We start from the raw sequence: 25,917 nt of genomic DNA, 5'->3' as shown, positions 1-25,917 counted from the left end.
GAGGCGACATGTCACTCAGCTGTGATGTTCATACCCTTGTTAATACGGACACAGGTAATACGGACACAGGTAATACGGACACAGGTTATACGGATACAGGCGGAAGGCCCTGCAACAAAGCTGGCATTAAAGAGTGGGCGGGGCTTGCGGTATTGGCTCTGCCCACCATGCTGCTTGGGCTCGATGTCACTATTCTCTACCTCGCGCTTCCTGCTTTGGCGGTAGAGCTGCAGCCTAGCAGTACTCAGGCGCTGTGGATTATGGATGCCTACGGCTTCATGATCGCTGGTTTTCTTATCACGATGGGCACACTCGGGGATCGAGTTGGCCGACGCCGACTACTAATGATCGGGGCCTTTGCGTTTGCGGTCGCATCAGTGTTTGCCGCTTATGCGCCTAATGCCGAGTGGCTTATTGTGGCGAGGGCAGCGCTGGGTATTGCCGGAGCAACGCTGATGCCTTCTACACTGGCCTTGATTAGCAATATGTTTTTTGATCTGCGCCAGCGGGCATTGGCGATTGGGATATGGGCGACCATGTTTGCACTGGGGATGGCCTTGGGGCCAGTGGTCGGTGGGTTGCTGTTAGCCCCATTTTGGTGGGGAGCGGCTTTCCTAATTGCCGTGCCCATCGTCATCGTACTGTTATTAACTGCGCCATTACTGCTGCCGGAGTATCGCAATCCGCAGGCAGGTCGTTTGGATATTTTGAGTGTTCTACTGCTGTTGATAGCAATTCTGCCCAGTATCTATGCCATAAAGGCGTTCTCTAAAGCCGGTGTGACGCCACTGGTATTGGCCACACTTGCGCTGGGAATCGTGGGAACACTGCTCTTTATGCGTCGACAAAAGCAGCTGCTTGATCCTTTGCTTGATCTCAAACTGTTTGCCAGTAAAACCTTCACTGCTGCGCTGGTCATAATGTTGCTAGGGTTGGTGGGAGTGGCAGGGATGATGCTTCTAGTCACTCAATATCTTCAGCTAGTGGCGGGCTACACGTCGCTGATTGCTGGGCTGTGGATGGGGCCGCCAGCGCTGATGATGGTACTTGCCGGTATCCTTGCCCCTATCTTGGCGCGCCGTATTCGGCCTGCGTTTGTCATTGCTGTCGCGCTGATACTTGCAAGCATCGGTTGTGGTTTTCTGGCTCGAGTAGACCCGCTGTCTGTTCAGGTACTCCAGGTCGTTTTGGGATTTTCATTAGTGTATCTGGGGTTGGGCACCATCGCCGCGCTGGGCACCGACTTGGTGGTAGGCGCGGCTCCGGCGGAAAAAGCTGGGTCCGCGTCGTCGATGTCTGAGATGGTTCAGGAGTTGGGTGTGGCACTGGGCATCGCACTTCTCGGTAGTCTGGCAACCCTGTTGTATCGCGTGCAGATTGCCAGTGCGATTCCTGACGAGGTGCCAGACGATGTCTCCCGTGCTCTGGGAGAAAGTTTGTGGTCCGCAACGTCCGTTGCTGAACGACTTCCCGACGGGATACTTGAGCAAGCACAGTCAGCGTTTACGCAAGGAATGAATGCTGTGGCCATTGTCAGTGGCATCACTATTTTGGTGCTTGCGTTGCTGTCGGTTGCTAGCCTCCGGCATGTGCAGGCAGTTGGTGAGGGTGAGCACTAAATTTTGACATGCAACTATTTAGTTGCATAATGTCGTTATGACAACTAATCTCAATCTTGTTTTCAAAGCGCTCGCTGATCCCTCGCGGCGCCAGCTTCTGGATAGCCTGTTTGAAAATAATGGGCAGGCACTCAATGAACTGTGCGAACGACTCTCCATGAGTCGACAGGGCGTTACCAGACACTTGGCGCTGCTGGAAGAAGCGGGGCTGGTGGTTACGGCGCGGCGGGGGAGAGAAAAGCTGCATTACCTCAATGCCGAGCCAATTCAGCAGATCCACCAACGCTGGGTCAGTAAGTTCACTCATCAGCGGATTGCGGCGGTGGACAGTCTCAAACAGAAGCTTGAGGACCATCACAATGAGTAAACCCGATTTTGCCTACGTTATTTACATTAACACGACGCCCGAGAAACTGTGGAAAGCGTTGACGGAAGGGGAGTTTACCCGCCAATACTGGGGTGGCCGGCAGATTACGTCGGAGTGGACAGCGGGAGCTACGGTTGAACTCGTCAAGGCCGATGGATCACTGGATTGGCAAGGCGAGGTGCTGGAGTCAGACCCGCCGCACCGTTTGTCCTATACCTTCATTCCTGAAAACGATGACGAGATGCCAGGATATGAGGGCGAAAAAGTTGATCTGACAAGACCTGAAAAACCGTCTCGGGTGACGTTTGAAATTAGCGAGTATATGGGCCAAGTGCGTCTGACACTGATTCACGATCAATTCGAGGAGGACAGCAAAGTACTACAAGGCATCAGCGTCGGCTGGCCAGTTATTCTTTCCAGCCTCAAAAGCTTGCTGGAAGGCGGCAGCCCTCTGCTAAGGAGTGATACTGATGGTACACATTGAACATATTCAATACATCAATGCCCCTCTTTCACGTGTTTACGAAATGCTGACCACGGCTCGTGGCTTGGCCGAAGTGTGGACCCAGGATTTAACATTCACTGCCCAAATCAATGCGGTCAATGAATTCCGGTTTGGATATGAGCACCCGACAAAGATGACGATCGTGGAACTGGTGCCCAATACTAAGATGACCTGGCAATGTATCGATTCAGACCCAGAGTGGATTGGGACCAGCGTCAGTTTCGAGCTAGAACAACGAGGAGGCAAAACGGCTGTCACTCTCAAACATACCGATTGGCGTGAAGTGACCGAGTTCTACCGTTTCTGCAACTATAATTGGGCGATATTCCTGCTGAGCCTTAAGCAATACTGTGAAGAAGGGGCCGGTATTCATTACCAGGCTCGGACGTTTTAGTAGAGCAGCTGTTCAATTGTGACAAGCAATCACGATCAGCCTTCAGAATAATATTTTGCAAATTGTTGTCGATATTTACCTCCCCCACACGACTGTTTGGCATAGGACATAGGACATAGGACATAGGACATAGGACATAGGACATAGGACATAGGACATAGGACATAGGACATAGGACATAGGATATAGGGCATAGGACGAGGCCATTTCGGCTTTCGGATGAACACACTTATTGATAAAGGAATATTCAGTGAAAACCGATATGATCAAAATGGCACTGGTGCTCGGCCTGCTGAGCTGGATAGGCCCTTTTGCCATTGATATGTATCTGCCTGCTATGCCGGCCATCAGTGAAGACCTGGGGGCGTCAGTGTCGGCCGCGCAATGGACGTTGATGTCGTTCTTCATTGCGTTTGGTATCTGTCAGCTTTTTTACGGACCGGCCTCCGATGTGCTCGGCCGCAAGCCACCGCTCTACTTTGGCCTTGGTATCTTCGGTGTCGCCTCGATTGGTTGTGCATTTGCGCCCACCATCGAATGGCTGATTGCTTTGCGCTTTTTGCAAGGTATGGGGGCGGCTGCGGTCATGTCCATTCCGCGCGCGGTGATCCGTGACCGCTACACTGGCACCGAGGCGACGCGCATGATGTCCACCATCATGTTGGTAATCGCCGTTTCACCGATGCTGGCACCCCTGATGGGCACCTCGATCATCGTGCCCTTCGGCTGGCGTGCTGTCTTTCTGGCAGTCGCCATTGCCACGCTGTTGGGCCTGTTTCTGACCGGCTTCGCTTTGAAGGAAACGTTGGCCCCGGCAGACCGCGCACCTTTTCGCTTCAACGCCATGATGAACGCTTTCGGCGTATTGTTCCGGGACTCGGGATATATGGGCCTGACGTTGATTGGTGGTATGGGCATGGCCAGTTTCTTTGCCTTTCTGGCTACCGCCTCATTTCTCTATACCGACTACTACGGCCTGACTGCACTCCAGTTCAGCCTTGCGTTCGCACTGAACGCCCTGGGGTTCTTTACCACCAGCCAAGTTGCCTCCAATCTCGGTGTCCGTTTCGGCTCCATCACGGTGGTGAAATGGGCGGTGGCCGGTTACGCCGTGTCGGCGTGTCTGATGTTTACGCTGATGGCGCTGGGATACACCAGTTTCCCGCTGCTGGTGGGAATGCTGATTACAACCTTTGCGTTTCTTGGTCTGGTGATTCCCACGTCCATGGTGTTGTCGCTGGAGGAACACGGCCCCATCGCCGGTACAGCGGCGGCCCTGGGCGGCACCCTGCAAATGATGCTGGGCGCTGCCGCCATTGCTGTGGTCAGTGTGGTGTTCGACGGCACTCCGCTGATGCTGACCGCAGCCATTGCACTGTGCTCGTTGGTGGCCGCGGGCTTGTCGTTATTGACCTTGCGCGGTACGCCACAAGAGGCCGTGGTCTAGGATTTTTGGATGACGTCAACTTGCAGGCTTGGCCCGCAAGTTGACGTCATCCAGCCCTTGCAGGGTAAGCCCTGTAATTGTTAATGGGCTTCCTGGGTGGTTAACGATCGAATACGAAGGGCTAACCCAGATCATGACACTGGAAGTCGTGGATAGTCGTATTCAGGCACTATACGCTGTGCGTAATCCAGATAAATTACGCCATTTGGCTGACCTGCTAACGAATCTTTAGTCTTTAGTTAAATAACTGGCTTCTTCTTACGCTTTTTATGGTGGCTTGATGTGTAAAGGCTCAATCGCTTAAGAAAGAGTTCCAAGTTTAAAAGGGGATAAGGTTATAGTTGGCTGGTTAAGAATTAAAAAAAGCTGTGTGCTCGGCCAATACTGCTAAGCCAATTCCGATTAGCACAATACCGCCGATAAGTTCGGCCCAGTGACCGACAAAATGGCCAAGTTTATTGCCCAGAAAAGTGCCGATAGAGGCCATTACCGTAGTAGCGAGGCCGATAGCTAGGCTGGTGGCTATGATATTGGCATCGATGAAGGCGAGGCTGGCGCCCACAGCCATGGCATCAATGCTGGTAGCAGTGGCGGTCAACACCAATAACCAGAGCGTCTGTTTGCGATGCTCTATTTTGTCTTCCTTTGTGATCCCAGCATGCATCATATGCAGGCCGATCAGTGCTAGTAGGGTAAAGGCAATCCAATGGTCCCAGGCTTCAACGTACTGTTGAGATGCCTTGCCCGCTATCCAGCCTAGCAAGGGGGTTAACGTTTCAATAATGCCGAAGACGAGACCAATACCAATGGCATGTCGGAATCTGGGTTTTTTTAACTCGGCACCTTTACTTATCGAGGCGGCAAACGCATCGGCCGACATGGAAACGGCTAGAAACAACATGGTGGTCGGTGTCATGGAGTGTGAACTCTCGCCAAAAATTACCGCGTATAAATGCCTTGGGCATCACCTAGAGAGGTATGCCTGAGTAACAAGGTCGGGTATTAAGTTGCGATGAATCCTACCATATTTGATTAAGCAAACAAGCAGCGTAGTTAAAAATAAAGTTTGTAGTTGCGAACTAGTATAGCCTTGGCTAACAGTGTTTATATTGGCTGATTTTCTTAGCTTTTATATATTTTATGATAGTTGATTCAATGTTTTTAAATAGTGTGAGGCTAAAAGTGGATGTTAAAAAGAGTGGTGAGTTTGTTAGCTTAGTTTCATAAGTAATGAGTGTTGAGGAAGAACGCGCGGTAATCAGAGTGGTATTGCCAGCATCGGCTCATCATAGCGACAATACACTCAGAATTAAGCTGGCTGCGAGGCAGCAGCGATGCCGCGTAGTTGGGTAACATCAGCACGTGGCGGTGCGCCAAACATGCGGCTATATTCGCGGCTGAAGTGGGAAGGGCTTTCATAACCCACCCGGTAGCTGGCCGTGGCCGCTTCCAGCCCTTCTGCCAGCATCAGCCGTCGGGCTTCGTGCAGGCGTAGTTTCTTCTGGTATTGCAGCGGCGACATGCGTGTGACTTGTCGGAAGCTATGGTAAAGCGTCGATTCGCTCATGTTGGCGGCGGCGGCCAGCTCGCTGATCTTGAACGGTTGCGTGTAGCGTTCTTTAAGAGCACAGATGACCTTGGCAATCCGGTTGGCTTGGGAGTCAGAGGCGGCAAATCGGCGCATGTGAGGCCCCATTGCACCCATGAGTGCCCGGTAGATCAGCTCGCGCCTAGCTAGGGGCGAAAGTATCTGAATATCGTCCGGTGTGTCGAGCAGGCTTAATAGTCGATAGAGCGCACCCAGCATTGTTGAGTCCATGGGCGCCGATTTAAGCCCGCAGTCTGTTTCGGGGCAGATAGTATCATTTCCCGCGGGTGGTGCTTTATCACCTAGTTCCAGTATCAGCCCTGCTACCTCCTGTGGATCCACCGAGACTTTAACCGCTAAATAGGGGGTTTCAGGAGTGGCATGATCAATCCTGCCTACTATTGGTAGGTGAACGGCGCTCCCAATGCAGCTAGGCCCGGTGTAGACGATCTCCTTGTCACCCAGTAGCACCGTCTTGCTGCCCTGAATGACAAAGCACAGGCACGGCTCGTATACGGCGCAGTGAAAGGTGGTGGGGGCATCAGTACGTATTAGTTGCACCTCGGGAATCGCCGTATTCTGAAGCTCCTCCAAGGGCGTCCAGCGACGGATAAGCTTGCTTAATTGCTGCGGCAGGCCGTCACTGAAATAGGTGATCTGCTCAGGCACGGTATCGGTCAATGGCTCTCCTCCCTAACAGCCTGCAGTATATGTCTTTGCCGCGTGCATAGGAGGTTTTTGAGTTGTTTTTGCAGAATCGGGCAAGTACTAAGTAGAAATCGGCAATCCGTGCCGCGTGTCAGAAAACGGTCATTATGCTAAAAAAACTGAAACAGAGCGATGATCCAACCTCCCCGCCAAGTGAAGCCTTTCACTCCTCACGACAGAAATAGGCAATCTTGCCGCAGGAACCCGATACCTCCATTGCCCTTAAATCCCCTACTGTAGAGAGCTGCTGATTTAGGCGCTAGCAACCTCCTGTCAGCCTCCTTGATAAAAAAATCGACCGTTGACCTATTGACCTCAACTTAACTTGAGGTTGCAAAGTGGATGTCGAATCTGGCGCTGCCCAACCGACTAGTTAAACGCTAACCACCAATGCGGTACGCAATTATACAACCAACGTTGATATCGGTTTCCGATAGCTACTGGAGCAAGTAATCATGGGAAGTTTGGATCAAAGTGCTCTCTCAACAAGTTGCCGGGGACTCATCCCGCTGCTACTGGTCATGGTCTTGCTGACTGGATGCGAGGCTAAGAGCGATGAGGCAGCAGCTTTGCCACCGCCGCCGCCAGAGGTAGAAGTGGTGAGTATGGTTGCTCAGCCGGTAGTGCTGAGTGAAACCTTCACCGGGCGAGTAGAAGCGGCGGAAACGGTGGAACTAAGACCCCGCGTCAGCGGCTATATCCAGGAGGTGGCGTTCGAGGAGGGAGAGCTTGTGGAGCAGGGCGATCTACTGTTCCTGATTGATCCGCGCCCATACCAAGCTCGTGTTAGCGCCGCCCAGGCGGATCTAGCCCAGGCCAGGAGCCAGCAGGCTCAAGCAGGCAGTGAAGCTGAGCGTGCTCGGGTCTTGCTGGGGCGTCAGGCGATTTCACAGGAGGTGCACGACCAGCGTCAATCGGCCCTGAGTAGTACCCGTGCCATGGTCGATGCTGCCGAGGCTGCGTTGCAGACCGCCGAGCTTAACCTTGAGTACACCCGCATTACAGCGCCGGTCAGTGGTCGTGCCGGTCGGGCAATGGTGACCCGAGGCAATTTGGCTAACGCTGACCAAAGCCTGTTGACGACTCTCGTGACCATCGACCCGATTCATGTCTACTTCGAAGCGGACGAACAGGCCGCTTTTGCCAGCCAAGCCCTGCTAACTGATGAAGAAAGCAGCCTTAAGATTGAGTTGGGCGGCGATCCGCAGCGTCAATACAGTGGCACGCTGGACTTTATTGATAACCGTTTAAATCCCAGCACGGGAACACTGCAGTTCCGGGCTCGGTTGGCCAACCCTGATGGTCGTATCCGGCCGGGAGAGTTTGCCCGGGTTGAAATGCCGATAGCTCGTTTGGAACAGGCGCTGCTGGTGGAACGTAAGGCAATTTTGACCGACCAAGATCGTCGCTATGTCTATGTCGTTGATGGTGACAATCGGGCAGAGCGTCGCCAAGTAGCTACCGGTCGCCAGATGGGGGAGCAGATGGTGATCACCGAGGGACTTAGCCCCGGTGATCGAATCATCGTCAATGGTGTGCAAAAAGTGTTCTTCCCTGGAATGGAAGTGAGCCCGCAAAGCGCCGTTGCCGCCTCGACTGTCGATGCCCCATCCGCCACCCTTGCTGCCAGGGAAGAGTAAACCGCTATGAATTTCTCCCGTTTCTTTGTCGACCGACCGATCTTTGCGGCGGTGCTGTCGATTATCATCCTGGCGATCGGACTGATCTCCATCCCCAACCTGCCGATCAGCGAGTACCCGGATGTGGTACCACCCTCGGTGGTGGTGCGCACGGTCTATCCGGGTGCCAACCCGAAGGAGATCGCCGAAACCGTGGCGACGCCTTTGGAGGAAGCCATCAATGGTGTCGAGGACTTGATGTACTTCAAGTCCGTCGCAGGCTCTGATGGCGTACTGCAGATGACCGTCACCTTCCGCCCTGGTACTGATGCGGAGGAGGCCGCCGTCAGGGTGCAGAACCGGGTAAGTCAAGCCGAGGCGCGCTTGCCGGAAGCCGTGCGCCGCCAGGGCGTGACCACCCAGAAGCAGTCGCCCACTTTCCTGATGGTTGTTCACCTGACCTCGCCCGGGGGCGAATACGACACTCTCTATCTGCGCAACTACGTGCGGCTGCATGTCAGAGATCGTCTGGCCCGGCTCGAAGGGGTAGGGGACGCCCAGATTTTTGGTGGTGGTGACTACGCCATGCGTGCCTGGCTCGATCCTGAGCGGGTAGCGGCGCGTGGTCTCACCGCTAGCGATGTAGTGGCTGCCATGCGTGAGCAAAATGTCCAGGTATCCGCCGGGCAGTTGGGCGCTGAGCCCATCGGAGAGAGTGATTTTCTAACCTTGATCAACGCCCGTGGGCGCTTGGAGACGGCGGAGGAGTTTGGCGACATCGTGCTGAAACGCGGTGACAGTGGCGACATTCTAAGGTTGTCGGATGTGGCCCGACTGGAGATGGGCGCTGGGGACTATACTCTGCGTTCACAGCTTGATGGCAATGACGCGGTCGCCATTGGTATTTTCCAGGCGCCGGGTGCCAATGCGCTGGCTATCCGCGAACAGGTGGTGGCCACCATGGATGAGTTGGCCACGCAGTTTCCTACCGGCGTTGAGTATGAGGCGGTCTACGACACCACTATCTTTGTTAGCGATTCGATCAAGGCCGTCGTCAAAACCCTGCTAGAAGCCGTGTTGCTGGTGGTACTGGTCGTTACTCTGTTTCTGCAAACCTGGCGCGCCTCTATTATTCCGCTGTTGGCGGTACCAGTATCGGTGATCGGCACCTTCGGGGCGCTCTACCTGCTGGGGTACTCCATCAACACACTGACCCTATTTGGGCTGGTGTTGGCTATTGGCATTGTCGTCGACGACGCCATCGTGGTGGTGGAGAACGTCGAGCGTAACATCGGTGAAGGGCTCAATCCCCAGGCCGCGGCCCATCAGGCGATGAAAGAGGTCTCTGGCCCAATCGTTGCTATCGGCTTGGTGCTGTGTGCGGTATTTATACCGATGGCCTTTCTTTCCGGGGTGACCGGGCAGTTTTACCGCCAGTTTGCGGTAACGATTGCCATCTCTACTGTTATCTCCACGATTAACTCTTTAACCTTATCACCCGCTTTGGCGGCGATGCTGCTCAAACCCCACGACGCGCCTAAGGATCGACTCACTCGACTAATCGATTGGCTATTCGGCTGGATTTTTCGACCCTTCAATCGCTTCTTCAACGCCAGCGCAGAAAAGTACCAGGGCGGTGTGGCGCGCTCCCTAAAACGAAGGGGGGCGGTATTCATGGTTTACGCTCTATTACTCACCGGAACGGGATTGATGTTCAAGGTGGTGCCACCCGGTTTTATTCCGGTGCAGGACAAGCTGTACCTGATTGCCGGTGTTATTTTGCCGGAAGGGGCATCCCTGGAGAGAACCGACCAAATGCTCCAAGAAGTGGTAGATATTGCCATGGAGACCGACGGTGTTGAGCACGCTATTGCCTTTCCTGGCCTCAACGCGCTGCAGTTCACGAACACTTCCAATACAGGGGTGGTGTTTCTCACTCTTAGCCCCTTTGGTGAGCGTAGCCTCACCGCCGCAGAGATAAACGCCAGGATTAATCAGGGCATAGGGGGCCTGAAAGAGGGCTTTGCGTTTGCGTTTATGCCGCCCCCCATTCTGGGGCTTGGCAATGGGTCGGGCTACCAGATGTTTATCGAGGATCGCGGCAACCTGGGTTATGGAGCGCTGCAGGGAGCGGTTAATCAGCTCCAGGGCGCTATCGCCCAAACGCCAGGGATGGGCTTCCCGATTAGCAGCTACCAATCGAATGTGCCGCAGTTAGATGCCGAGGTTGATCGGCTGAGGGCTAAAGCCCAAGGAGTGCCATTAACCGAGCTATTCGACACTCTGCAAATCTATCTGGGGTCTACCTATGTGAATGATTTCAATCGCTTTGGCCGAACTTGGCAGGTTATCGCCCAAGCGGACGCTCCTTACCGGACCAGCGTGGAAGACATTGCCCGCCTGCGTACCCGCAATGACCAGGGCGAAATGGTGCCTATTGGTACCATGGTAAATATCACACAAACCTTCGGTCCAGACCCGGTACTGCGCTACAACGGCTATCCGGCGGCGGACTTAGCCGGGGAGGCTGACCCTAGGTTGCTCTCCTCTGCTCAGGCAATGGATGCGATCAGCGCCTTGGCAATGGAGGTGCTGCCGCCGGGCATGGCGTTCGAATGGACCGACCTGAGCTACCAGCAGTCCACCCAGGGAAACGCTGCGCTGGTGGTCTTTCCACTGTCGATTCTGTTGGTATTTTTGGTGCTGGCGGCTCTCTACGAAAGCTGGACGTTACCCTTAGCGGTGATCCTGATTGTACCCATGTGCATGCTCTCGGCACTCATCGGCGTCTGGTTTGGTGATGGCGACAACAATATTTTCGTACAGGTAGGATTGGTGGTGCTAATTGGCTTAGCGTGTAAGAACGCCATACTGATTGTGGAGTTCGCCCGCGAGCTGGAACTGCAGGGCAAAAGCGTGGTGGACGCGGCCCTAGAAGCCTGCCGACTGCGACTGCGCCCCATTATTATGACCTCAATCACGTTCACCGCCGCCGTGCTACCGCTGGTCATTGCCACCGGGGCGGGCGCCGAGGTGCGGGCAGCGCTGGGTACGGCGGTGTTTGCCGGTATGGTCGGGGTCACCCTGTTTGGGCTTTTCCTCACGCCGGTATTCTATGTGGCGCTGCGTAAACTCTCTGGCTCTCGCCCGCTTGTCAGCCATCACAACGCCACTCTGGTCGTTGAGTCATGATGCCAAAGAAGGGGGGCTAGAAGGAGAGCCCTCCTGAATGACTCGTCGCCATTCTGGTCAAGAGGGTTGAGTGCAGTAGAGTAATCCAACATGCCACTTTGGCTTGGCCAAAGTGGCATGTTGGAGACGTTTAGCGAGATGATGTTTGGACCTTTACTTTGCTAGTGGGCGTTATGTTTGTGTTGTTGGTACAGCCACCACACATCGAAGCCAAATGAGTAGCTGAGCGAGGCTAACGCACTCAGTGCGAGCAGGCTGGCAGCAAGAGGAGAGGTGAGTGGCGTTAACGCCAGCAGCAAGGCAACAACCTGCCACACGCACACTGCTTTACGCCGAAAACTTTCGAATAACGGTGCTTTTAACCACGCAAATGGCCAGCTGGCGGCGATAAATAAATAACGCATGCCGCCAATCAGTAGTACCCAAGCGCCTAGATGTTCGCTCTGCAATAAGCCGATGCAGAGTATCAGGATTAATACTGCATCCAGCTCCATATCAAAGCGCGCGCCAAACGTGGTGTGGGTTTTAGTGCGCCTGGCAATCCAGCCATCCACACCGTCCAGTAATAGCGCTATGACGGCCACCGCTAGCCATAGCCAAATTGCGTTAGTAAAGGCATTCGCTGCCAGTGCCCCTGCCACGATGGCGACGAGTACGCCGCGCCCAAGCGTTACCCGGTTTGCCCAACCGAGCGGGCCATGGGGCCAAAAACTTACCACCAGTGCGCCCATCACGACGTAGAAGCCAGCTGCCAACCACCAGTTTGCAGCGCTAGCGACTAATCCCGGCAGCATCGATCCTAAGACTGCGAGTAATAGGCTGGCCAGGGCTATCTCAGCCAAGGTGTAAATACGCTTGGGCAAAGAGACACTGGAGGTGTTGGAAAGAGAGGGCATGCTTACTCGCAAAGCGGCTGACTGGCCCGCGGTTGAATTAAAGTGTGCAAACTATTTCTTATGTACCATTCTTGTATAAGAAGGTAAGGTTGTCCATGATGTGAATATAGTTGTTTCAAATCATCTTCGCGCTGACAGGGGTTAAGCAGCCAGGGCTTAAGCAGCCGCTTCGCTTTCTAGGCTACGCTGTATGGAGGGATGAAGCGCTTAAACCATAAGGAAATGTCATGTTGCCGCCTGATACCGCTACGGCTTTTTGGGTGACCCACCCTACCCATGGTGAGCTCAAGCAGGAGCCACTAGCATCACCCGACGACAATGAGGTACGGGTTCGTGCCCTTTATAGTGGCGTAAGCCGTGGCACTGAGTCGCTCGTGTTTAACGCACGGGTGCCGCAAAGTGAACATTTGCGCATGCGCGCTCCCTTCCAAGCGGGTGAGTTTCCTACGCCCGTGAAATACGGCTACTGCAACGTTGGTTATGTGGAGCAGGGGCCAGATCATTTATTGAATAAAACCGTTTTTTGCCTTTTTCCGCACCAGGACTACTACGTCGTGCCTGTCGACGCTGTTTTAGCGCTTCCCGATGACGTACCTGCTTACCGTGCTGTGCTAACCGCCAATATGGAAACTGCCATTAACGGCGTGTGGGATGCTAACCCTATGCTTGGCGAGCGCGTGTGTGTGGTGGGCGCTGGAGTCGTCGGTGTGCTGGTGGCGTATTTATGTGCGCAAATTCCAGGTGTAGAAGTGCGCCTAATCGACATTAATCCCGAGCGAGAAGCGTTGGCAACGCATTTGGGGATTGCCTTCTGCACACCAGAACAGGCACCCAGCGACCAAGATTGCGTGATCCATGCTAGTGGTCAGCCGGATGGCCTGAAGCTGGCCATGAGCTTGCTGGGCAACGAAGGCCGGGTGATTGAAATGAGCTGGTTTGGCGAAGGCGATGTGTCGCTACCGCTCGGTGGTGCTTTTCACTCCCAGCGTTTAACGCTTCGCGCCAGCCAGGTTGGACAACTGCCTGCCAAGTTGCAGCCGCGTTGGAATTATCGCCGCCGTTTAGCGCTCGCTTTACGCTTACTCACCGACCCTCGGTTGGATGCACTGATCAGCGGTGAGAGCGATTTTGCCGATTTTCCAACGCTGGCGCCTGCTCTGTTTGGGCCTGATAGCACAGCGCTTTGCCATCGAATTCGTTATCCATTGCCCGCTTAGGCGATGTGGCTTATTTAACACGACAGGAGTGTCTATGTACCGTTTATGCGTTCGTGACCATTTCATGATTGCCCATAGTTTTAATGGGGAAATATTCGGCCCTGCTCAACGCACCCACGGCGCCACCTATGTCGTGGACGTAGTATTCCAGCGCCCTGAACTTGACCAGGATGGTCTAGTGATTGATATCGGCTTGGCCAGTGAGACGGTTAAAGAGGTGCTGGCGGATTACAACTACCGCAACCTTGATGAGGTAAGCGAGTTTAGCGGTAAAAACACCACCACGGAATTTATGGCCAAGGTGATTTTTGACCAGCTGGCGGCTGCCATTAAAGCAGGAAAAATGGGCGCCACCGCTCAGGGGCTGACGCATATGGAGATCAAACTGCATGAATCTCATGTGGCGTGGGCAAGTTATGAAGGAGCGCTATGAGTCAGCCATTGACCTTGATAGTGGCTGGCGATCCAGACCAGCGTACCGGCGGGTATATTTACGACGCCCATATTGTCGCTGCGCTGCTCAAGCGTGGGCTGGCTATCAATGTGGTGGGGTTGGCAGGGCGTTTTCCTGATGCCGATGATGAGGCGGCTCAAGCGCTAGCCAGTGCGCTTTCTGCATTACAGGATCGTTCGCGAGTGATTATTGATGGCCTAGCCATGGGGGCATTGCCCGATGTGGTGGCTGACCACGCTGAGCGCCTTGATATCACTGCATTACTGCATCATCCGTTAGGTGACGAGCAGGGCTTGAATGAGCTGGATCAGCAGCGTTTTCACCGTAGTGAATTAAGTGGTCTGGCGCATGTGCATAGAGTGATTGTGACCAGTCGCTTTACTGAACGCCGTGTAACAGCGCTGGCAAAGCAATACGCGCTGCCATTTGGTGCCCCTATCAGCGTGGTGGAACCTGGCGTTGAACGTGCTCCGGTCAGCCCCGCGGCGCAACCCAACGAACCTATCCGCCTGCTATGCGTGGCAACGCTGACCCCGCGTAAAGGGCAGGATATTTTGGTTCAAGCCTTGGCGGGTGTTGAGCGTGGTCACTGGCGATGTGATTGCTTTGGCGGTGCTCGCGATGCCGCGTTTACGGAGCGCGTTCAAACACTGATCGACAACCATCAACTTGGTGATTGGATAACGCTTCACGGCGAATGTGATGCAGCGACCCTGGAAGCTGCTTATCAAAATGCCCATGCACTGGTGTTACCTTCTTGGTACGAAGGCTACGGCATGGTGGTAACTGAAGCGCTAGCCCATGGTTTGCCGGTTATCACCACCACTGGCGGTGCGCTGCAGGATACCTTACCCAAAGGGGCTGGCATCAGCGTAGCACCGGGGGATGCTCAGGCGCTGTCGAGGGCGCTGGCGGCTTTCTGCCACGATGAGACACTACGTACTGAACTACGTGCAGGTGCTGCCGCTGCACGTGACCGCTTGGGCGACTGGCAGACTGCAGGAAAAGCGTTTGCCCAGGCGTTGCAGCAACCTTCGACATTGTCGGTGGGAAGCCAATTTAGCGCGGATTGGCTATCGCTGCGTGAAAGCGTCGATGTCAGTTCGCGCAGCCAAGCGTTGGTGGAGGCGTTAGCGAGCTGGTTATCAGAAAGTCAGCAGAGAGCAGAAGCTTCGTCGCCAATAACACTAGCGGATTTAGGCTGTGGACGCGGCAGCAATAGCCAGTTTCTTGCACCTCGCTTGCAGCATGCCCAGCGCTGGATGCTGATTGATCATGACTCGGCCTTACTGAATGAAGCCTACTCGCGAACTAGCCAATTGAACACCGGTAAAGGTGAGCCGCTGCAGGTCGAAACCCACTGCGTCTCCCTAAAACAGCTTGATCACCCAGCTCTTACGTACTGTGACGTAGTGACGGCATCTGCGCTGATTGACTTGGTATCTCAAGAGTGGATCGATGCCTTGGCTGCACAGTGTGCTAAACACCAGCAAGCGCTGCTTATCGCTCTAAGCATTACCGGCGAATGGTACTTTACCAATGCCCAGCAGCAACCTCTGAACGACCTTGACGACCGCTGGATCAGTGAGCTGTTCAACGCACACCAACGTCGCGATAAGGGCTTAGGCGGTGCATTAGGCGGTGCTGCTCACAGCGCGCTAGCTATCGCGATGGCTGGCCACGGTTATCGTGTTAACGAGGCTGAAACACCATGGCGCTTGGCGGCGGGCGAGCCAGCGCAGTACCCCTTGATGGGCGCGTTGATTGAAGGATGGGCGAGCGCTGCTAGCGAACAGGCTCCTGAGGCGGCGTCACGGATTGCTCTTTGGCGTGATCAGCGCCTGGGTCAGGTAGCCAACGGCGAGATCGGTATTTGGGTAGGCCACCGCGACTTGCTGGCGCTGCCAGCGGATGAGGGCTAATCCCATGCGACGCTGGCGCTGGCTGAGAACCCCGTGGGTGCAAAAAGGGCTAGTGAGCTTAGGGCTGCTGGTTGCTGTTGCCCTGTGGGTAGAGCCAGGCGCGGTGATGGCCGAAGTGCAGCGTTTTGCGCCGGGTTGGATGGCTCTGGCGCTGTTGATCAGCGTGCTGCAAGTGATGCTGAGCGCGTGGCGCTGGCAGTTGACGGCAGGCTTAATCGACGTGCCGTTGCGCTACCGTTATGCACTGCGGGAGTACTACTTAGCATTATTGGTTAACCAGCTCCTACCCGGCGGCGTGTTGGGTGATGCAGGCCGTGCCCATCGCCATGCCCGTCAGTCCTCCTCAAAGGGAAGTGCTTGGCGTGCGGTGGTGATTGAGCGTGCCTCTGGGCAATTGGCGATTGCACTTTACACACTAATCGCCCTGTTCACGTCACCACTCTGGCTAACAACACTGGGTTTCAGTGGCTTGATGGTAGTAGTAGGCGTAGTGGGCAGCGTGATGGTGGCCGGTGTGACGCTGATGATCTGGTTGCGGCGTTCGGCGGTAACGCTACCCGCTTGGTGCGCTGCATTAGGGCAGGATATGCGTCGCGGGCTACTGCAGCGCGACGTATGGCCACGGCAACTGATCTCTTCTCTTGCTATCGTGCTTAGCTATGGCTTGGTAATGGTCTGCGCGGCTCGTGCGATTGGCGTGGAATTAGCGGCACTCGATATTTTGGCGCTGGCGCCCGTGTTACTGCTCTCGATGCTGGTGCCCCTTTCGATTGCTGGATGGGGAGTGCGGGAAGGCGCTGCCGCAGGCATTTGGATGTTTGTGGGCTTGCCTTCGGCGCAAGGCGTGGCGATATCACTGGCGTATGGTGTGTTAGTGCTGATGGCTAGCTTGCCAGGCATTTGGGCAGCGCTAGCTTCACGGACACATGCTACGCCATCCAGTTCTCCGCTATCCAGTTCCCCGCCGTCCGGTACGCCGTCAGGCAGTGCGCCCGCTCAGCACTACGTCGAACAGCGTGTCGTCCCCGCAGCGGAAAGAGCGCATCGTCGGGCGCAACGCACTCTCAAGGGTGTCGATGGGCGTCATCTGCAGACCGGGTCTGCCGGAACCGATCAGCAGCGGTGCAACCAGCAAATGCAAGCGGTCGACCGCGTTCGCTTCAATGAATTGCGAAACAGTGACGCCGCCGCCTTCTACCAGTACCCGCGTAAGACCACGCTCCGCCAGCAGGGCAATAACGTCGCTAGGGTGGAACTGACCGTTGGCATCCAGCGGCAGCACGCAGTGTTCGGCGGCCGTTGGCGCCACCGTTGCCTCTGGCCCGGTGAGGTGCAGCGTGGGGGCGGTAGACGAACTGAACAGCGCCACATCAACGGGCACGCGTCCTCGTGGGTCAATCACCACTCGGGTAGGGTGCTTCCCCGTTACATGGCGCACGGTGAGTTGAGGGTTATCAGCACTCGCCGTACCCGCGCCAACCACTACGGCATCTGCCAGCGCCCGCAGACGGTGCAGATGCACCAAACTTTCAACGCCATTGATGTAGTGGGAGTGACCGCTTTCCGTAGCGATGCGCCCATCCAGGCTTTGTCCCAGTTGGGCAACCACCCAGCTCGAATGACGCACCAGTGGCAGCAAACACGTCATCAGCTCCTGCGCGGCGCTTGTGACTGCGCAGGAAGAGTGCCAACCGCTATGGGTATCAAGCGTCATCGTGGCGTCACTTTTGATGCCCTGTTGAGTATCCAGCAACCATGCCCACGCTTGGTCGATATCGATCGTTACGTCATTGGTGCTCGGCATGGTATCTCCACTCAAAAAACAGCAACTCATCATGCGGGGCCATGCTGCCCGACGCAAGCAAACGTTGTCCGCCCCAACCGGCAACTTGGAGGCCTACATGTATCACATTGAACGCGCTATTTTCGATATTCGCCGTGGATTGCCCGTGGTAATTAATACCGGAGAGCAACGTCTGTTGGTACAGGCTCTTGAAGGCAGTGTGTCGGTCGATTCACTGGCGAAACTCTCCGGCTCTCGGCCAGCGTTGGTGTTAACGCGTCATCGCTTGCAGGCAATGGGCATGTCGCTTAAGGCGGATGCGGCCTGTTTACCGCTCACCGAGCAAATCAGTGAGCGTGATTTACATCACCTTGCGGTGTCCAATGAAGCATCGAAGACTCATTCGCTGTTAAGCGGCCTGAAGCCTGCTGGCGTGGGGGAGCGAGGCGCTGTGGCACTTATGCGGCGTGCGCTATTGATACCGGCGGCGCTGTGCGCAGAGGTCAGTGCGGCATCAGCCGAGCATATTGCTCAGCAGTTATCAAAAGGCGAACTATTAGAAGTTAATGCTCGCGATGCAGAAACGTGTTTAGCCGGTGCGCCGGGGATGCTAAAGCGTGTCAGCGAAGCGCTTATTCCTCTTGAAGACGCGCCTGAGAGCCGCTTTGTGCTGTTCCGTGAACCGGATGGTTTGCGTGAGCACGTGGCCGTGGTAATTGGTGATTTGGAAGCCAATCATGGGGCGATTCCTTTGCGGATGCACTCGGCCTGTCTCACCGGCGATCTGTTCGGCAGCTTGCGCTGTGACTGTGGTGAACAGTTGCGTAATGCGGTGGCCGATATTCAAGCGTTGGGTGGCGGCGTGCTGCTTTATTTAGCACAAGAGGGACGGGGAATTGGCTTAGCCAATAAGCTGCGCGCCTACACCTTGCAAGATGGCGGTTTAGACACCGTCGATGCTGACCAGGTACTAGGGTTTGGCGACGATGAGCGCCAATACGCCGTCGCGGTGGACATGCTCAATGCGCTAGAGATCGATAAAGTTCAGCTGCTGACTAACAACCCGCTAAAAATGGCAGCACTGCGTGAAGGGGGGATTGAGGTCGTCTCACGTCAGGCGCTTTACGGCAGCGTGACTGATCACAATCACCGCTACTTAAGCGCCAAGGCTAACCGGGCAGGGCATTTCTTAGACGAAGTGCTTGAAGGTCGTGGGCGTTAGTTTGACGTTTTACGTGTGACAAGCGGTGGCAGGTGGGCGGTTTCGGCCACCACCTGCGCCAACTGAGAGGCGTAGTGCCTGACTAGCCGCTCACCCAATGCTGCATGAGCACCCGTTGCATCACCGGCAACGCCGAACCTGCTCAGGTCCTCGGCAAGCCAGGCAAACGCGGCGCTACCTTCTGGGCTGACCAGGGCGTCCCCTTTAGGCATTGCCGGTGGGGTAGGTTGGTAGTTATCGAGCTGCACAAGCTCCGGTGCTAAATGCAGCATGATGGCGGTTTCCAACAATCCGCCATGCAATCCGTAGCGCAGCTCATCGGCGTTGATAGCGCCTTCCAGCGGCGGTAGCCGCGTGTAGGTGGCTTTCACCACGCGCATTGCAAATTGCTTGCGTAGGGTTAATGCGGCAAGGTCCATCACGGCTTTATTGCCGCCGTGGCTATTAATCACCACCAGCTTTTTTATCCCCGTACGCGCAATGCTTGCGCCATAGGCTTCTAATGTGGCGATGGCGAGTGGCGCGGGTAGGCTAAGTGTTCCAGCAAAACTGGCGTGTTCGTCGCTCGCACCGACGGCAATTGCTGGCAGACACAGCACGTCTAGTGCTGGGGCAATCATGTCTAACATGGCGGCTTGTAACCCTTCACCAATGATCAGGTCGGTGCCCAGCGGCAGGTGAGTACCGTGCTGCTCAATGGCCCCCAAGGTGATCACTGCGACTGGGTCACCTTCGGTAATCGAGGCGAGCTGGGGAGCGGTGAGGGTTTGCCAGTGATAAATCATGTAGGTTCTCTTGTTTTAAAAGCTGTGTTTTAAAGCCCGTGTTTTAAGAGCCGTGTTTGGAAAGCGTTTGTTGAAGAGTTATGCGGATGCGTTTAACAGCGGATGGTCGGCACGGCAGGCGTAGAGATCCCCGGAGGCTAAGCCGTCAACGCCATCGTTGAGCCACTGGGTAATGTTTTCAGGGGATTGCCAAGTTGCCCAGCGAAAGTGGCGCTGCTCACCGGCAATTGCATTGAAACGGTAGTCGCCAAGACGGGACAGCTGTTCAACGCAGGCATGGCTGACCTCTAACATGCCCGCAACAAACTCTATCGAAAGCGCTGCCACTGGGTGGTTAAGCCCCATCAATACTTCTGCTTCAAACCCTTCAACATCAATTTTTATAAAGCTTGGTTCGCCGTAAGTGGTGATCAGTTGATCCAGTGTAATAACTTCCACGCTTAGCTGTTGCTCCCATTGCACGTGCTGAAAACCGGGGTTTCGTTCGCCCACCTGATGTCGCCATTCGGTCGCTAGGGTAGATAGGGTCGGGTTGCTAACACTGATAGCGATATCCGCATAGCCGGGTTGCGGTCCGGCGGCCAGTGGTAAGAGTATGATGTCAGGTCGATTGAGTATCCGTTTAAACCATTTAGCCAGTGCTGGCTGTGGCTCTAAGGCCACTACCTGAGCACCTAGCGCATGGAAGGCGGCGCTACGATCGCCCAGGTGAGCGCCAATATCAAAAGCGATATCGCCCGGTTGAATAAACGGACGATATAACTGCTTTAGCCCCCTTTGCCTTCCTGGCCGCCAGTAAATAAACAGTGAACGCGCCATACCGCTGGCGCTGCGCAGCCGATGAGAAAAAGCAGAAGGCATTAGTAGGGCTCCTTAACGGATGGTGCATGCTCGGTTGCTGTTTGAACGTGATGGCGAAATGACTGGCAGGGCATTTCGCCAGGCTGTTCCTGGGGAAGTGCTAGAGCAAGTGTTGGCAACGAGCGAGCTAAGGTGGCACTGGATTGGTGGCTGCGGTTTTCTAACGCGACAAAGTCCTCCAAAAGCGGTGGTTGTTGTGCTGAACTAGGTGTTTGCAGTAAGCCGAATTTGCGGCTAACGAGGCCTCCCCAGGTGGCACTGCTGGAGTATTTCACCAGCGGAGCAGCTCCAATCAGCCCCAACCATGCGGGGGTTAACCAGCCGAACGCCGAGGGTGAAAAAAGCATCATCGTGCCTGCCCAGGCTATACCGCACAGCGTCATCCACCCGGTGTGGTGCCATGTCTCTCGCCAACTTAGCGAGCGCTCCCCCCGGTGTTGGGTTTGCCAGTCGATAGCTCGGCCAATCAACACGTTGATGATAAATAAGCTATGCCACGCCATCATCAGTGGCGCAATCAAAGCGGCAAACACAATTTCCAATAACGTGCTGGTGACAAGCTTAAGTCGTCCGCCATACGCATGGGGACATTGCCAGAACGTTAGTAATAGCCCCAACAGCTTGGGTGCAATCAGCATACCCAGCGTTACACTTAACAGCCCTAGAGAGAGGGCTTCAGGCAACGGCGGGTTTGAGGTGGTCTCAATGGCTTGATAGCCCACCATCAGGCTAGTGCAGAGTAGAAGCCCAAGCCAAACAAGCGAAGAAAGGTAGGCAAACGCGCCGAATAAAAAGTGTAGCCGACTAATCGGATGAAACCCTGCGCCGGTGAGTAAGCGTAAGTGCTGCAGGTTGCCCTGTAGCCAACGGCGGTCACGCTTGGCAAAGTCGAGCATGTTGCTCGGCATGGCTTCAAAGCTGTTATGTGATGCGCTAGCGTAAGGGTTATGGCGAGATACGGCAGTGGTCGCAGAGGTATCGAGCAGCACCTGCCAGCCACCTCGTTTCAGGAGAGCCGCTTCGACGAAATCGTGGCTTAATAGCTCTCCTCCCAGCGGAGGCTTACCTGGAAGAATAGGTAACCCTGCATGGGCCATAAAGGCCCGTGTGCGAATAATCGCATTATGGCCCCAGTAATTTGCCGCATCGCCCTGCCAGAAGCTTTGGCCCGCTGCCAACATCGGGCTGTAAAGTGCTGAAGCTAGCTGGGTAAAACGACCAAATAGCGTGCGTTGGCCAACGGGAATAGGCACCGTTTGAATAAGTCCTACGCTGGGTTGGCGCTGCATCCGATGGACTAAATGCAGTAGCGTAGCGCCACTCATTAGGCTGTCGGCATCGAGCACCACTAAATAGTCATAGCGGCGACCCCAGCGGCGACAAAATTCGGCGATGTTGCCTGCTTTGCGGCCGTCATTATTAGAGCGCCGCCGATAATAAACGGTTATTTGTCCGGCAAGGCGCTGTTGCAAGGCAGCCACATGAGCTGCTTCGATGTTTGCCATGGCCATGTCTTGGGTGTCGCTTAATACAAACACTTCAAAGTGTTGGTTGATAGCACTGGGTGTTCCTGCCCCATACGCTTCTGCTTGCTGGAGAAGTGAGCGGCATGTAGCTTCTAGCCCTGCAATGGTCGGGATGGGAGGCTCTGCATAAATAGGCATTACTAGCGCGGTGCGGCTGACTAACAGGCTAGCATTAGGATTTTTAATAGTTTGGCGACGTAAACTGAGCGGATCTCGGCGTAGCGCACAAAGCACAAAGCCACATAGCGCGCCCCAGAAAGCCAGCGCTATCCAAGTAAACGTTAATGCAAATAGGATCAACATGGTGAGCTGCCAGCCAATGGCAAAATTGGCAACGACCTGTGCCATTGCGATACAGCCACCGCTACTAGTGGCTAACACTGTGCAGGCAAGAAGGGCCCGGCGACCGTTAAGCCAAGGCATTGAAGGCCGCAACGCGTGGAGATCAGACATCGGGATACCACACGTAATTCCAGGTTTCAGTAATCGGCTCTCCTTCGACCATCAGCCGTAGCCGGATATCGCTGGGTTCGCTGCTGGGGGGTAATCGGAAAGTGGCCCGTTGGCCGTTGTTGGGCAGTGTTTTGACTTGAGGTAGTAATACCTCGCCATTGAGTACACTGATGTCCAGCTCGATTGGCTCGCTTGATGTCAGATCATCCAGTTTGCCGCCCTGGAAGTCGACGATGAATTGGCGCTGGTCAGCAGACGGGGAGTCGGCTTCGCCTGGAACCGCTGCGCTGCCATGGCGGGTACGCACAACCTTACCCAGTGAGTTAGCCTCGGGCTGTTCGTTGAGCGTAAAGGTTCGATAGTGAAAGTGGCGAGACTCGCCAGCAGTTAGCGGCTCTTCAGCGACCCAATAAGCCACTATATTGTCGTGAGTCTCATCTGGCGTAGGAATTTCGACAAGTTCTACATGCCCTGGTCCCCAGTCAGCAAGGGGTTCGACCCATTGGCTAGGGCGGCGATGGTAGCGGGCTTCAAGGTCTAGGTAGCGGCTAAAATCCCGCTCTCGCTGCATTAGACCAAACCCAGCAGGGGAGTCGTCCATAAACGCTGATACGCGAACCGATGAGGGGTTTTGCAACGGCCGCCAAATCCACTCGTCGGACCCCGTGTGGATTAGCAAACCATCAGAATCATGTACCTGAGGACGAAAGTCATCAGCTCGTTGGGTGCTGGCCTCCCCAAAGGTGAACATGCTGGTGAGCGGCGCAACCCCTAGCTTTGCTATATCGGAACGTGCAAACAGCGTTGCTTCTACATCTGCTTCGGTGCTCTCACCCGGCGTTAACGTAATGCGGTAGGCTCCGCTTAGCGATGGGCTATCCATAAGTGCCAGAAGCGTAACGCTGTCAGCGTTTTCATTCGGCTTATAGAGCCATAATTCGCGAAATTCGGGAAACTCTTCACCACTGGCTAATGCGGTATCAATGGCTAGACCGCGGGTAGAAAGACCATAGGCTTGGTCGCGGCCTACTAGACGGAAGTAGCTTGCGCCAAGAAAAACAGCAAATTCATCGGCATAATCATCACTATTGATAGGATAGTGCAGCCTAAAACCGGCATGACCGCTGCCCGTTAAATCATTCTCTAACAAACGGTTGGCATCACCATCGTACTGAAAGTCATCGGCCGAGAACGAGAGTGGTTCAACGTCACCATTGTCGATCACATTAATCGTGACGGGTGTTTGAAATATAAATCCGCTATGAAATAGCTGCATACTGAAAGGGCTTTCATCGTGCCAGTAGGCTCGCTCGGGATTGAAACGGATTTGTCGATACAGGTCGTAATCTAACGACGTGAGAGCGCTGGGAAGCGTCTGATGCGGGGGCTGGTAAGGCGCATCGGCTAAGGTTTTAGCACGTTCAATAACGTAGTCAAAAACATCATCATCGTTAGCAGGCGCAGAAAAGGCGATCAGACAGTTAAGTGACAACATCCATTTTGCTGCAGTACGAACACTCATGGGCGAGTTCCTTTCGATTGCATGCCAGCGTGGTAACCATAAAATCAGTATATGAAATATTTCAACAAAAGTTATACCATTTGTATTGTTGGTACATGATATTTATGGCCATGTGCAAGCTTTAAATTCCATTAAGCGGGTAATATCTAGGTGATTACTATGCTGTTGAAGCGCTAATGATTCGTCTTCTACTCACGTGTGTAACGCTCAACCTTCTGCTGGTATTGCCGCTTTGGTGGCGTTTCGGTGAGATTGGCTCTCCTCTAATTGCGTGGGAGGCATGGCTTGTAGCCCCTGCGATGCTGCTTATTCGCCCTGGTAGCTTACGTCGCTGGTTGGCAATTTTGTTGGTAGGCTGGCTGGCGTTAGTATCGGCGGCCAACCTGGGTGATGCCGCGACACACACCGCGTTTGGGCGTTCACTTAACCTCTATCTAGACGTGCCCTTGGTGCGCTCTATCTACCATTTGCTAGTAGGTAATGTAGGTCAACTCGCCGCAACTTGCCTGATGTTGCTGGGCGGTGCGGCTCTGCTAGCGAGTTTATGGGTGATGCTGCGATTGCTGTTGCCCGCTCAAGCGTTATTGGTGAGGAGTATTTCAGGTGCTCTAGCCATCTTCGTGGTGATCACTGCAGCCGGTTTCGCGCTTGCCGAAGCTAACGGCAAGCGCCTGATCGCTAAATCAACGCTGCCTGCTGTTAACACCACGCGTTTCCAGTGGGAACAGGTGGTGGAGACGCACCGGGCGAGAGTGGCGTTTAGCGAACAGCTGCAGGCGTCACCATTAGCGCCTAAACCATTACCTGGTTTGTTAGGGCGCAATGTCTTATTAACGTTTATTGAATCTTATGGTGTATCGGCCATTAATGATGCTCGTTACAGCAGTGTCGTACTGCCTACGCTAGAGGGCATACAGCAACGTTTGGGGCAGCGTGGTCTACACGCTGTTTCGGGGTTGCTAGAATCGCCTATTCGGGGAGGTCAGTCTTGGCTTGCCCATGCCACGGCACTAAGCGGTCGCTGGATTGATAATCAGCTATGGTATCGGCTGATGCTGGAAAGCGATCATTCAACGCTGATTAATGATTTTAGTAGCACTGGGCAGCGGACGCTCAGTGTTATGCCAGCCATTACGTTGGCTTGGCCAGAAGGGCTGGCCTACGGGTTTGATGAGATTGCAGCAGCGAAAGATATACCCTATGCCGGGCCTGCGCTGAACTGGGTTACGATGCCCGATCAGTTCACGCTGGATTACACCCAGCGACATTTATTAGGTGAGGTGCCGGTATTCGCGCAACTCGCACTTATCTCCAGCCACGCGCCATGGACACCCATTTTGCCCGTTTTCGAAGACTGGTCGATGATCGGCGATGGGCGTATTTTCGCCCCTTGGGAGGAGGCCGGCGATCCGCCAGAGGTGCTTTGGCAGGATATTGAGAGCATCCGTGACCATTACGCGTGGTCAATAGACTACTCTGTAAAGGTCACAGGGCGCTGGGCCGAGCGAGTGGTTGATGACAATACGCTATTGATTGTACTGGGAGATCATCAAGCGGCACCGCTGATTACCGGCGACAACGCCAGTGCAGCGGTGCCTGTGCATGTGATTAGCGGTGACCCCCGGCTCTTAGCACCTTTTAAGGCACGTGGTTTTATTGATGGCATGCTGCCGTCACTGGAAAGCCCTGAAGGAGCCGCGAAAATGAGCCAGCTGCGTCATTGGTTACAGCAAGACTTCGGCACGCCAGCATTAACCTCTTCTTGGTCAACGACAGGGGCGACACCATGATCCAGCCCGTCATTCTTAGCGGTGGTTGTATAGGGGCTTGCTTAGTT

Annotated in this window: 20 protein-coding genes and 1 pseudogene; 13 read left to right on the top strand and 8 right to left on the bottom strand. The window is 54.7% G+C overall.

The features are described 5' to 3' along the window. Window positions 1-8 precede the first annotated feature (8 nt). The 5 genes from HVE01_RS04760 (at window position 9) to HVE01_RS04740 (ending at window position 4,332) form a co-directional block, all read left to right on the top strand. Window positions 9-1,619: an MFS transporter gene (locus HVE01_RS04760; protein ID WP_146942714.1), complete on the top strand. Its 1,611-nt coding sequence runs from the start codon at window positions 9-11 to the stop codon at window positions 1,617-1,619. Between the two features lie 37 nt (window positions 1,620-1,656). Beyond that, window positions 1,657-1,986, top strand: coding sequence for an ArsR/SmtB family transcription factor (locus HVE01_RS04755; protein ID WP_146942712.1), 330 nt, complete (start codon window positions 1,657-1,659; stop codon window positions 1,984-1,986). Then, the gene (locus HVE01_RS04750; RefSeq protein WP_146942711.1) at window positions 1,979-2,470 is read left to right on the top strand and encodes an SRPBCC family protein; all 492 of its coding nucleotides are present in this window, start codon (window positions 1,979-1,981) and stop codon (window positions 2,468-2,470) included. Before HVE01_RS04755 ends, HVE01_RS04750 begins: the two co-directional genes overlap by 8 nt. Then, window positions 2,457-2,885: an SRPBCC family protein gene (locus HVE01_RS04745; RefSeq protein WP_146942709.1), complete on the top strand. Its 429-nt coding sequence runs from the start codon at window positions 2,457-2,459 to the stop codon at window positions 2,883-2,885. The genes HVE01_RS04750 and HVE01_RS04745 overlap by 14 nt, the downstream gene beginning before the upstream one ends. 250 nt (window positions 2,886-3,135) lie before the next feature. Next, on the top strand, window positions 3,136-4,332 hold the full coding sequence (locus HVE01_RS04740) for a multidrug effflux MFS transporter (RefSeq protein WP_198350375.1): 1,197 nt from the start codon (window positions 3,136-3,138) through the stop codon (window positions 4,330-4,332). Between the two features lie 349 nt (window positions 4,333-4,681). On the opposite strand, the gene HVE01_RS04730 is transcribed toward HVE01_RS04740, so the two are convergent. Together HVE01_RS04730 and HVE01_RS04725 are read right to left on the bottom strand one after the other, a co-directional pair. Further along, the gene (locus HVE01_RS04730; RefSeq protein ID WP_125746217.1) at window positions 4,682-5,248 is read right to left on the bottom strand and encodes a manganese efflux pump MntP; all 567 of its coding nucleotides are present in this window, start codon (window positions 5,246-5,248) and stop codon (window positions 4,682-4,684) included. Between the two features lie 393 nt (window positions 5,249-5,641). Next, entirely contained in the window at window positions 5,642-6,601 is a 960-nt protein-coding gene (locus tag HVE01_RS04725) for an AraC family transcriptional regulator (protein ID WP_125746219.1), read from the bottom strand. Window positions 6,602-7,083: 482 nt separating this feature from the next. On the opposite strand from HVE01_RS04725, the gene HVE01_RS04720 reads away from it, so the two are divergent. Beyond that, on the top strand, window positions 7,084-8,268 hold the full coding sequence (locus HVE01_RS04720) for an efflux RND transporter periplasmic adaptor subunit (RefSeq protein ID WP_146942707.1): 1,185 nt from the start codon (window positions 7,084-7,086) through the stop codon (window positions 8,266-8,268). 6 nt (window positions 8,269-8,274) lie between these two features. Next, window positions 8,275-11,439, top strand: coding sequence for an efflux RND transporter permease subunit (locus HVE01_RS04715; protein ID WP_125746223.1), 3,165 nt, complete (start codon window positions 8,275-8,277; stop codon window positions 11,437-11,439). A gap of 161 nt (window positions 11,440-11,600) precedes the next feature. On the opposite strand, the gene HVE01_RS04710 is transcribed toward HVE01_RS04715, so the two are convergent. Next, window positions 11,601-12,335, bottom strand: coding sequence for a CDP-alcohol phosphatidyltransferase family protein (locus HVE01_RS04710; protein ID WP_146942705.1), 735 nt, complete (start codon window positions 12,333-12,335; stop codon window positions 11,601-11,603). A gap of 227 nt (window positions 12,336-12,562) precedes the next feature. Here HVE01_RS04710 and HVE01_RS04705 point away from each other — a divergent pair, with 227 nt between their 5' ends. From HVE01_RS04705 to HVE01_RS20015, 4 genes and pseudogenes are all read left to right on the top strand, one after another. Further along, window positions 12,563-13,552: a zinc-dependent alcohol dehydrogenase gene (locus HVE01_RS04705; protein ID WP_146942703.1), complete on the top strand. Its 990-nt coding sequence runs from the start codon at window positions 12,563-12,565 to the stop codon at window positions 13,550-13,552. Window positions 13,553-13,586: 34 nt separating this feature from the next. Further along, window positions 13,587-13,985, top strand: a complete 399-nt coding sequence (locus tag HVE01_RS04700) for a 6-pyruvoyl trahydropterin synthase family protein (RefSeq protein WP_146942701.1) — start codon at window positions 13,587-13,589, stop codon at window positions 13,983-13,985. Further along, complete coding sequence (locus tag HVE01_RS04695) at window positions 13,982-15,928, top strand: glycosyltransferase (RefSeq protein WP_146942699.1); 1,947 nt, start codon at window positions 13,982-13,984, stop codon at window positions 15,926-15,928. Before HVE01_RS04700 ends, HVE01_RS04695 begins: the two co-directional genes overlap by 4 nt. Beyond that, window positions 15,918-16,811: pseudogene (locus tag HVE01_RS20015) on the top strand (lysylphosphatidylglycerol synthase transmembrane domain-containing protein); the annotation flags it as partial. The gene HVE01_RS04695 and the pseudogene HVE01_RS20015, both read left to right, overlap by 11 nt. Window positions 16,812-16,907: 96 nt before the next feature. Here HVE01_RS20015 and HVE01_RS20010 read toward each other — a convergent pair. Beyond that, the gene (locus tag HVE01_RS20010) at window positions 16,908-17,576 is read right to left on the bottom strand and encodes a RibD family protein (RefSeq protein WP_226930573.1); all 669 of its coding nucleotides are present in this window, start codon (window positions 17,574-17,576) and stop codon (window positions 16,908-16,910) included. Between the two features lie 253 nt (window positions 17,577-17,829). On the opposite strand from HVE01_RS20010, the gene ribA reads away from it, so the two are divergent. Further along, complete coding sequence (gene ribA, locus HVE01_RS04685) at window positions 17,830-18,933, top strand: GTP cyclohydrolase II RibA (RefSeq protein ID WP_146942695.1); 1,104 nt, start codon at window positions 17,830-17,832, stop codon at window positions 18,931-18,933. Here the strand turns inward: ribA and HVE01_RS04680 are convergent. The 4 genes from HVE01_RS04680 to HVE01_RS04665 all read right to left on the bottom strand — a co-directional run bounded on the left by HVE01_RS04680 (window position 18,930) and on the right by HVE01_RS04665 (window position 24,080). Further along, on the bottom strand, window positions 18,930-19,718 hold the full coding sequence (locus HVE01_RS04680) for a creatininase family protein (RefSeq protein ID WP_146942693.1): 789 nt from the start codon (window positions 19,716-19,718) through the stop codon (window positions 18,930-18,932). The genes ribA and HVE01_RS04680 overlap by 4 nt on opposite strands. Before the next feature lie 78 nt (window positions 19,719-19,796). Beyond that, complete coding sequence (locus tag HVE01_RS04675; RefSeq protein WP_146942691.1) at window positions 19,797-20,579, bottom strand: FkbM family methyltransferase; 783 nt, start codon at window positions 20,577-20,579, stop codon at window positions 19,797-19,799. Then, window positions 20,579-22,558, bottom strand: coding sequence for a glucans biosynthesis glucosyltransferase MdoH (gene mdoH, locus HVE01_RS04670; RefSeq protein WP_146942689.1), 1,980 nt, complete (start codon window positions 22,556-22,558; stop codon window positions 20,579-20,581). The genes HVE01_RS04675 and mdoH overlap by 1 nt, the downstream gene beginning before the upstream one ends. Then, entirely contained in the window at window positions 22,551-24,080 is a 1,530-nt protein-coding gene (locus tag HVE01_RS04665) for an OpgD/OpgG family glucan biosynthesis protein (RefSeq protein WP_146942687.1), read from the bottom strand. Before HVE01_RS04665 ends, mdoH begins: the two co-directional genes overlap by 8 nt. A 176-nt stretch (window positions 24,081-24,256) precedes the next feature. On the opposite strand from HVE01_RS04665, the gene HVE01_RS04660 reads away from it, so the two are divergent. Next, complete coding sequence (locus HVE01_RS04660) at window positions 24,257-25,870, top strand: alkaline phosphatase family protein (RefSeq protein WP_146942685.1); 1,614 nt, start codon at window positions 24,257-24,259, stop codon at window positions 25,868-25,870. Window positions 25,871-25,917: the final 47 nt, after the last annotated feature.

It is taken from the genome of Vreelandella venusta (assembly GCF_007989605.1).
Classification (GTDB): domain Bacteria; phylum Pseudomonadota; class Gammaproteobacteria; order Pseudomonadales; family Halomonadaceae; genus Vreelandella; species Vreelandella venusta.
Note: the sequence above shows the minus strand (reverse complement) of the source record. Positions and strands in the feature narration are given on the sequence as shown.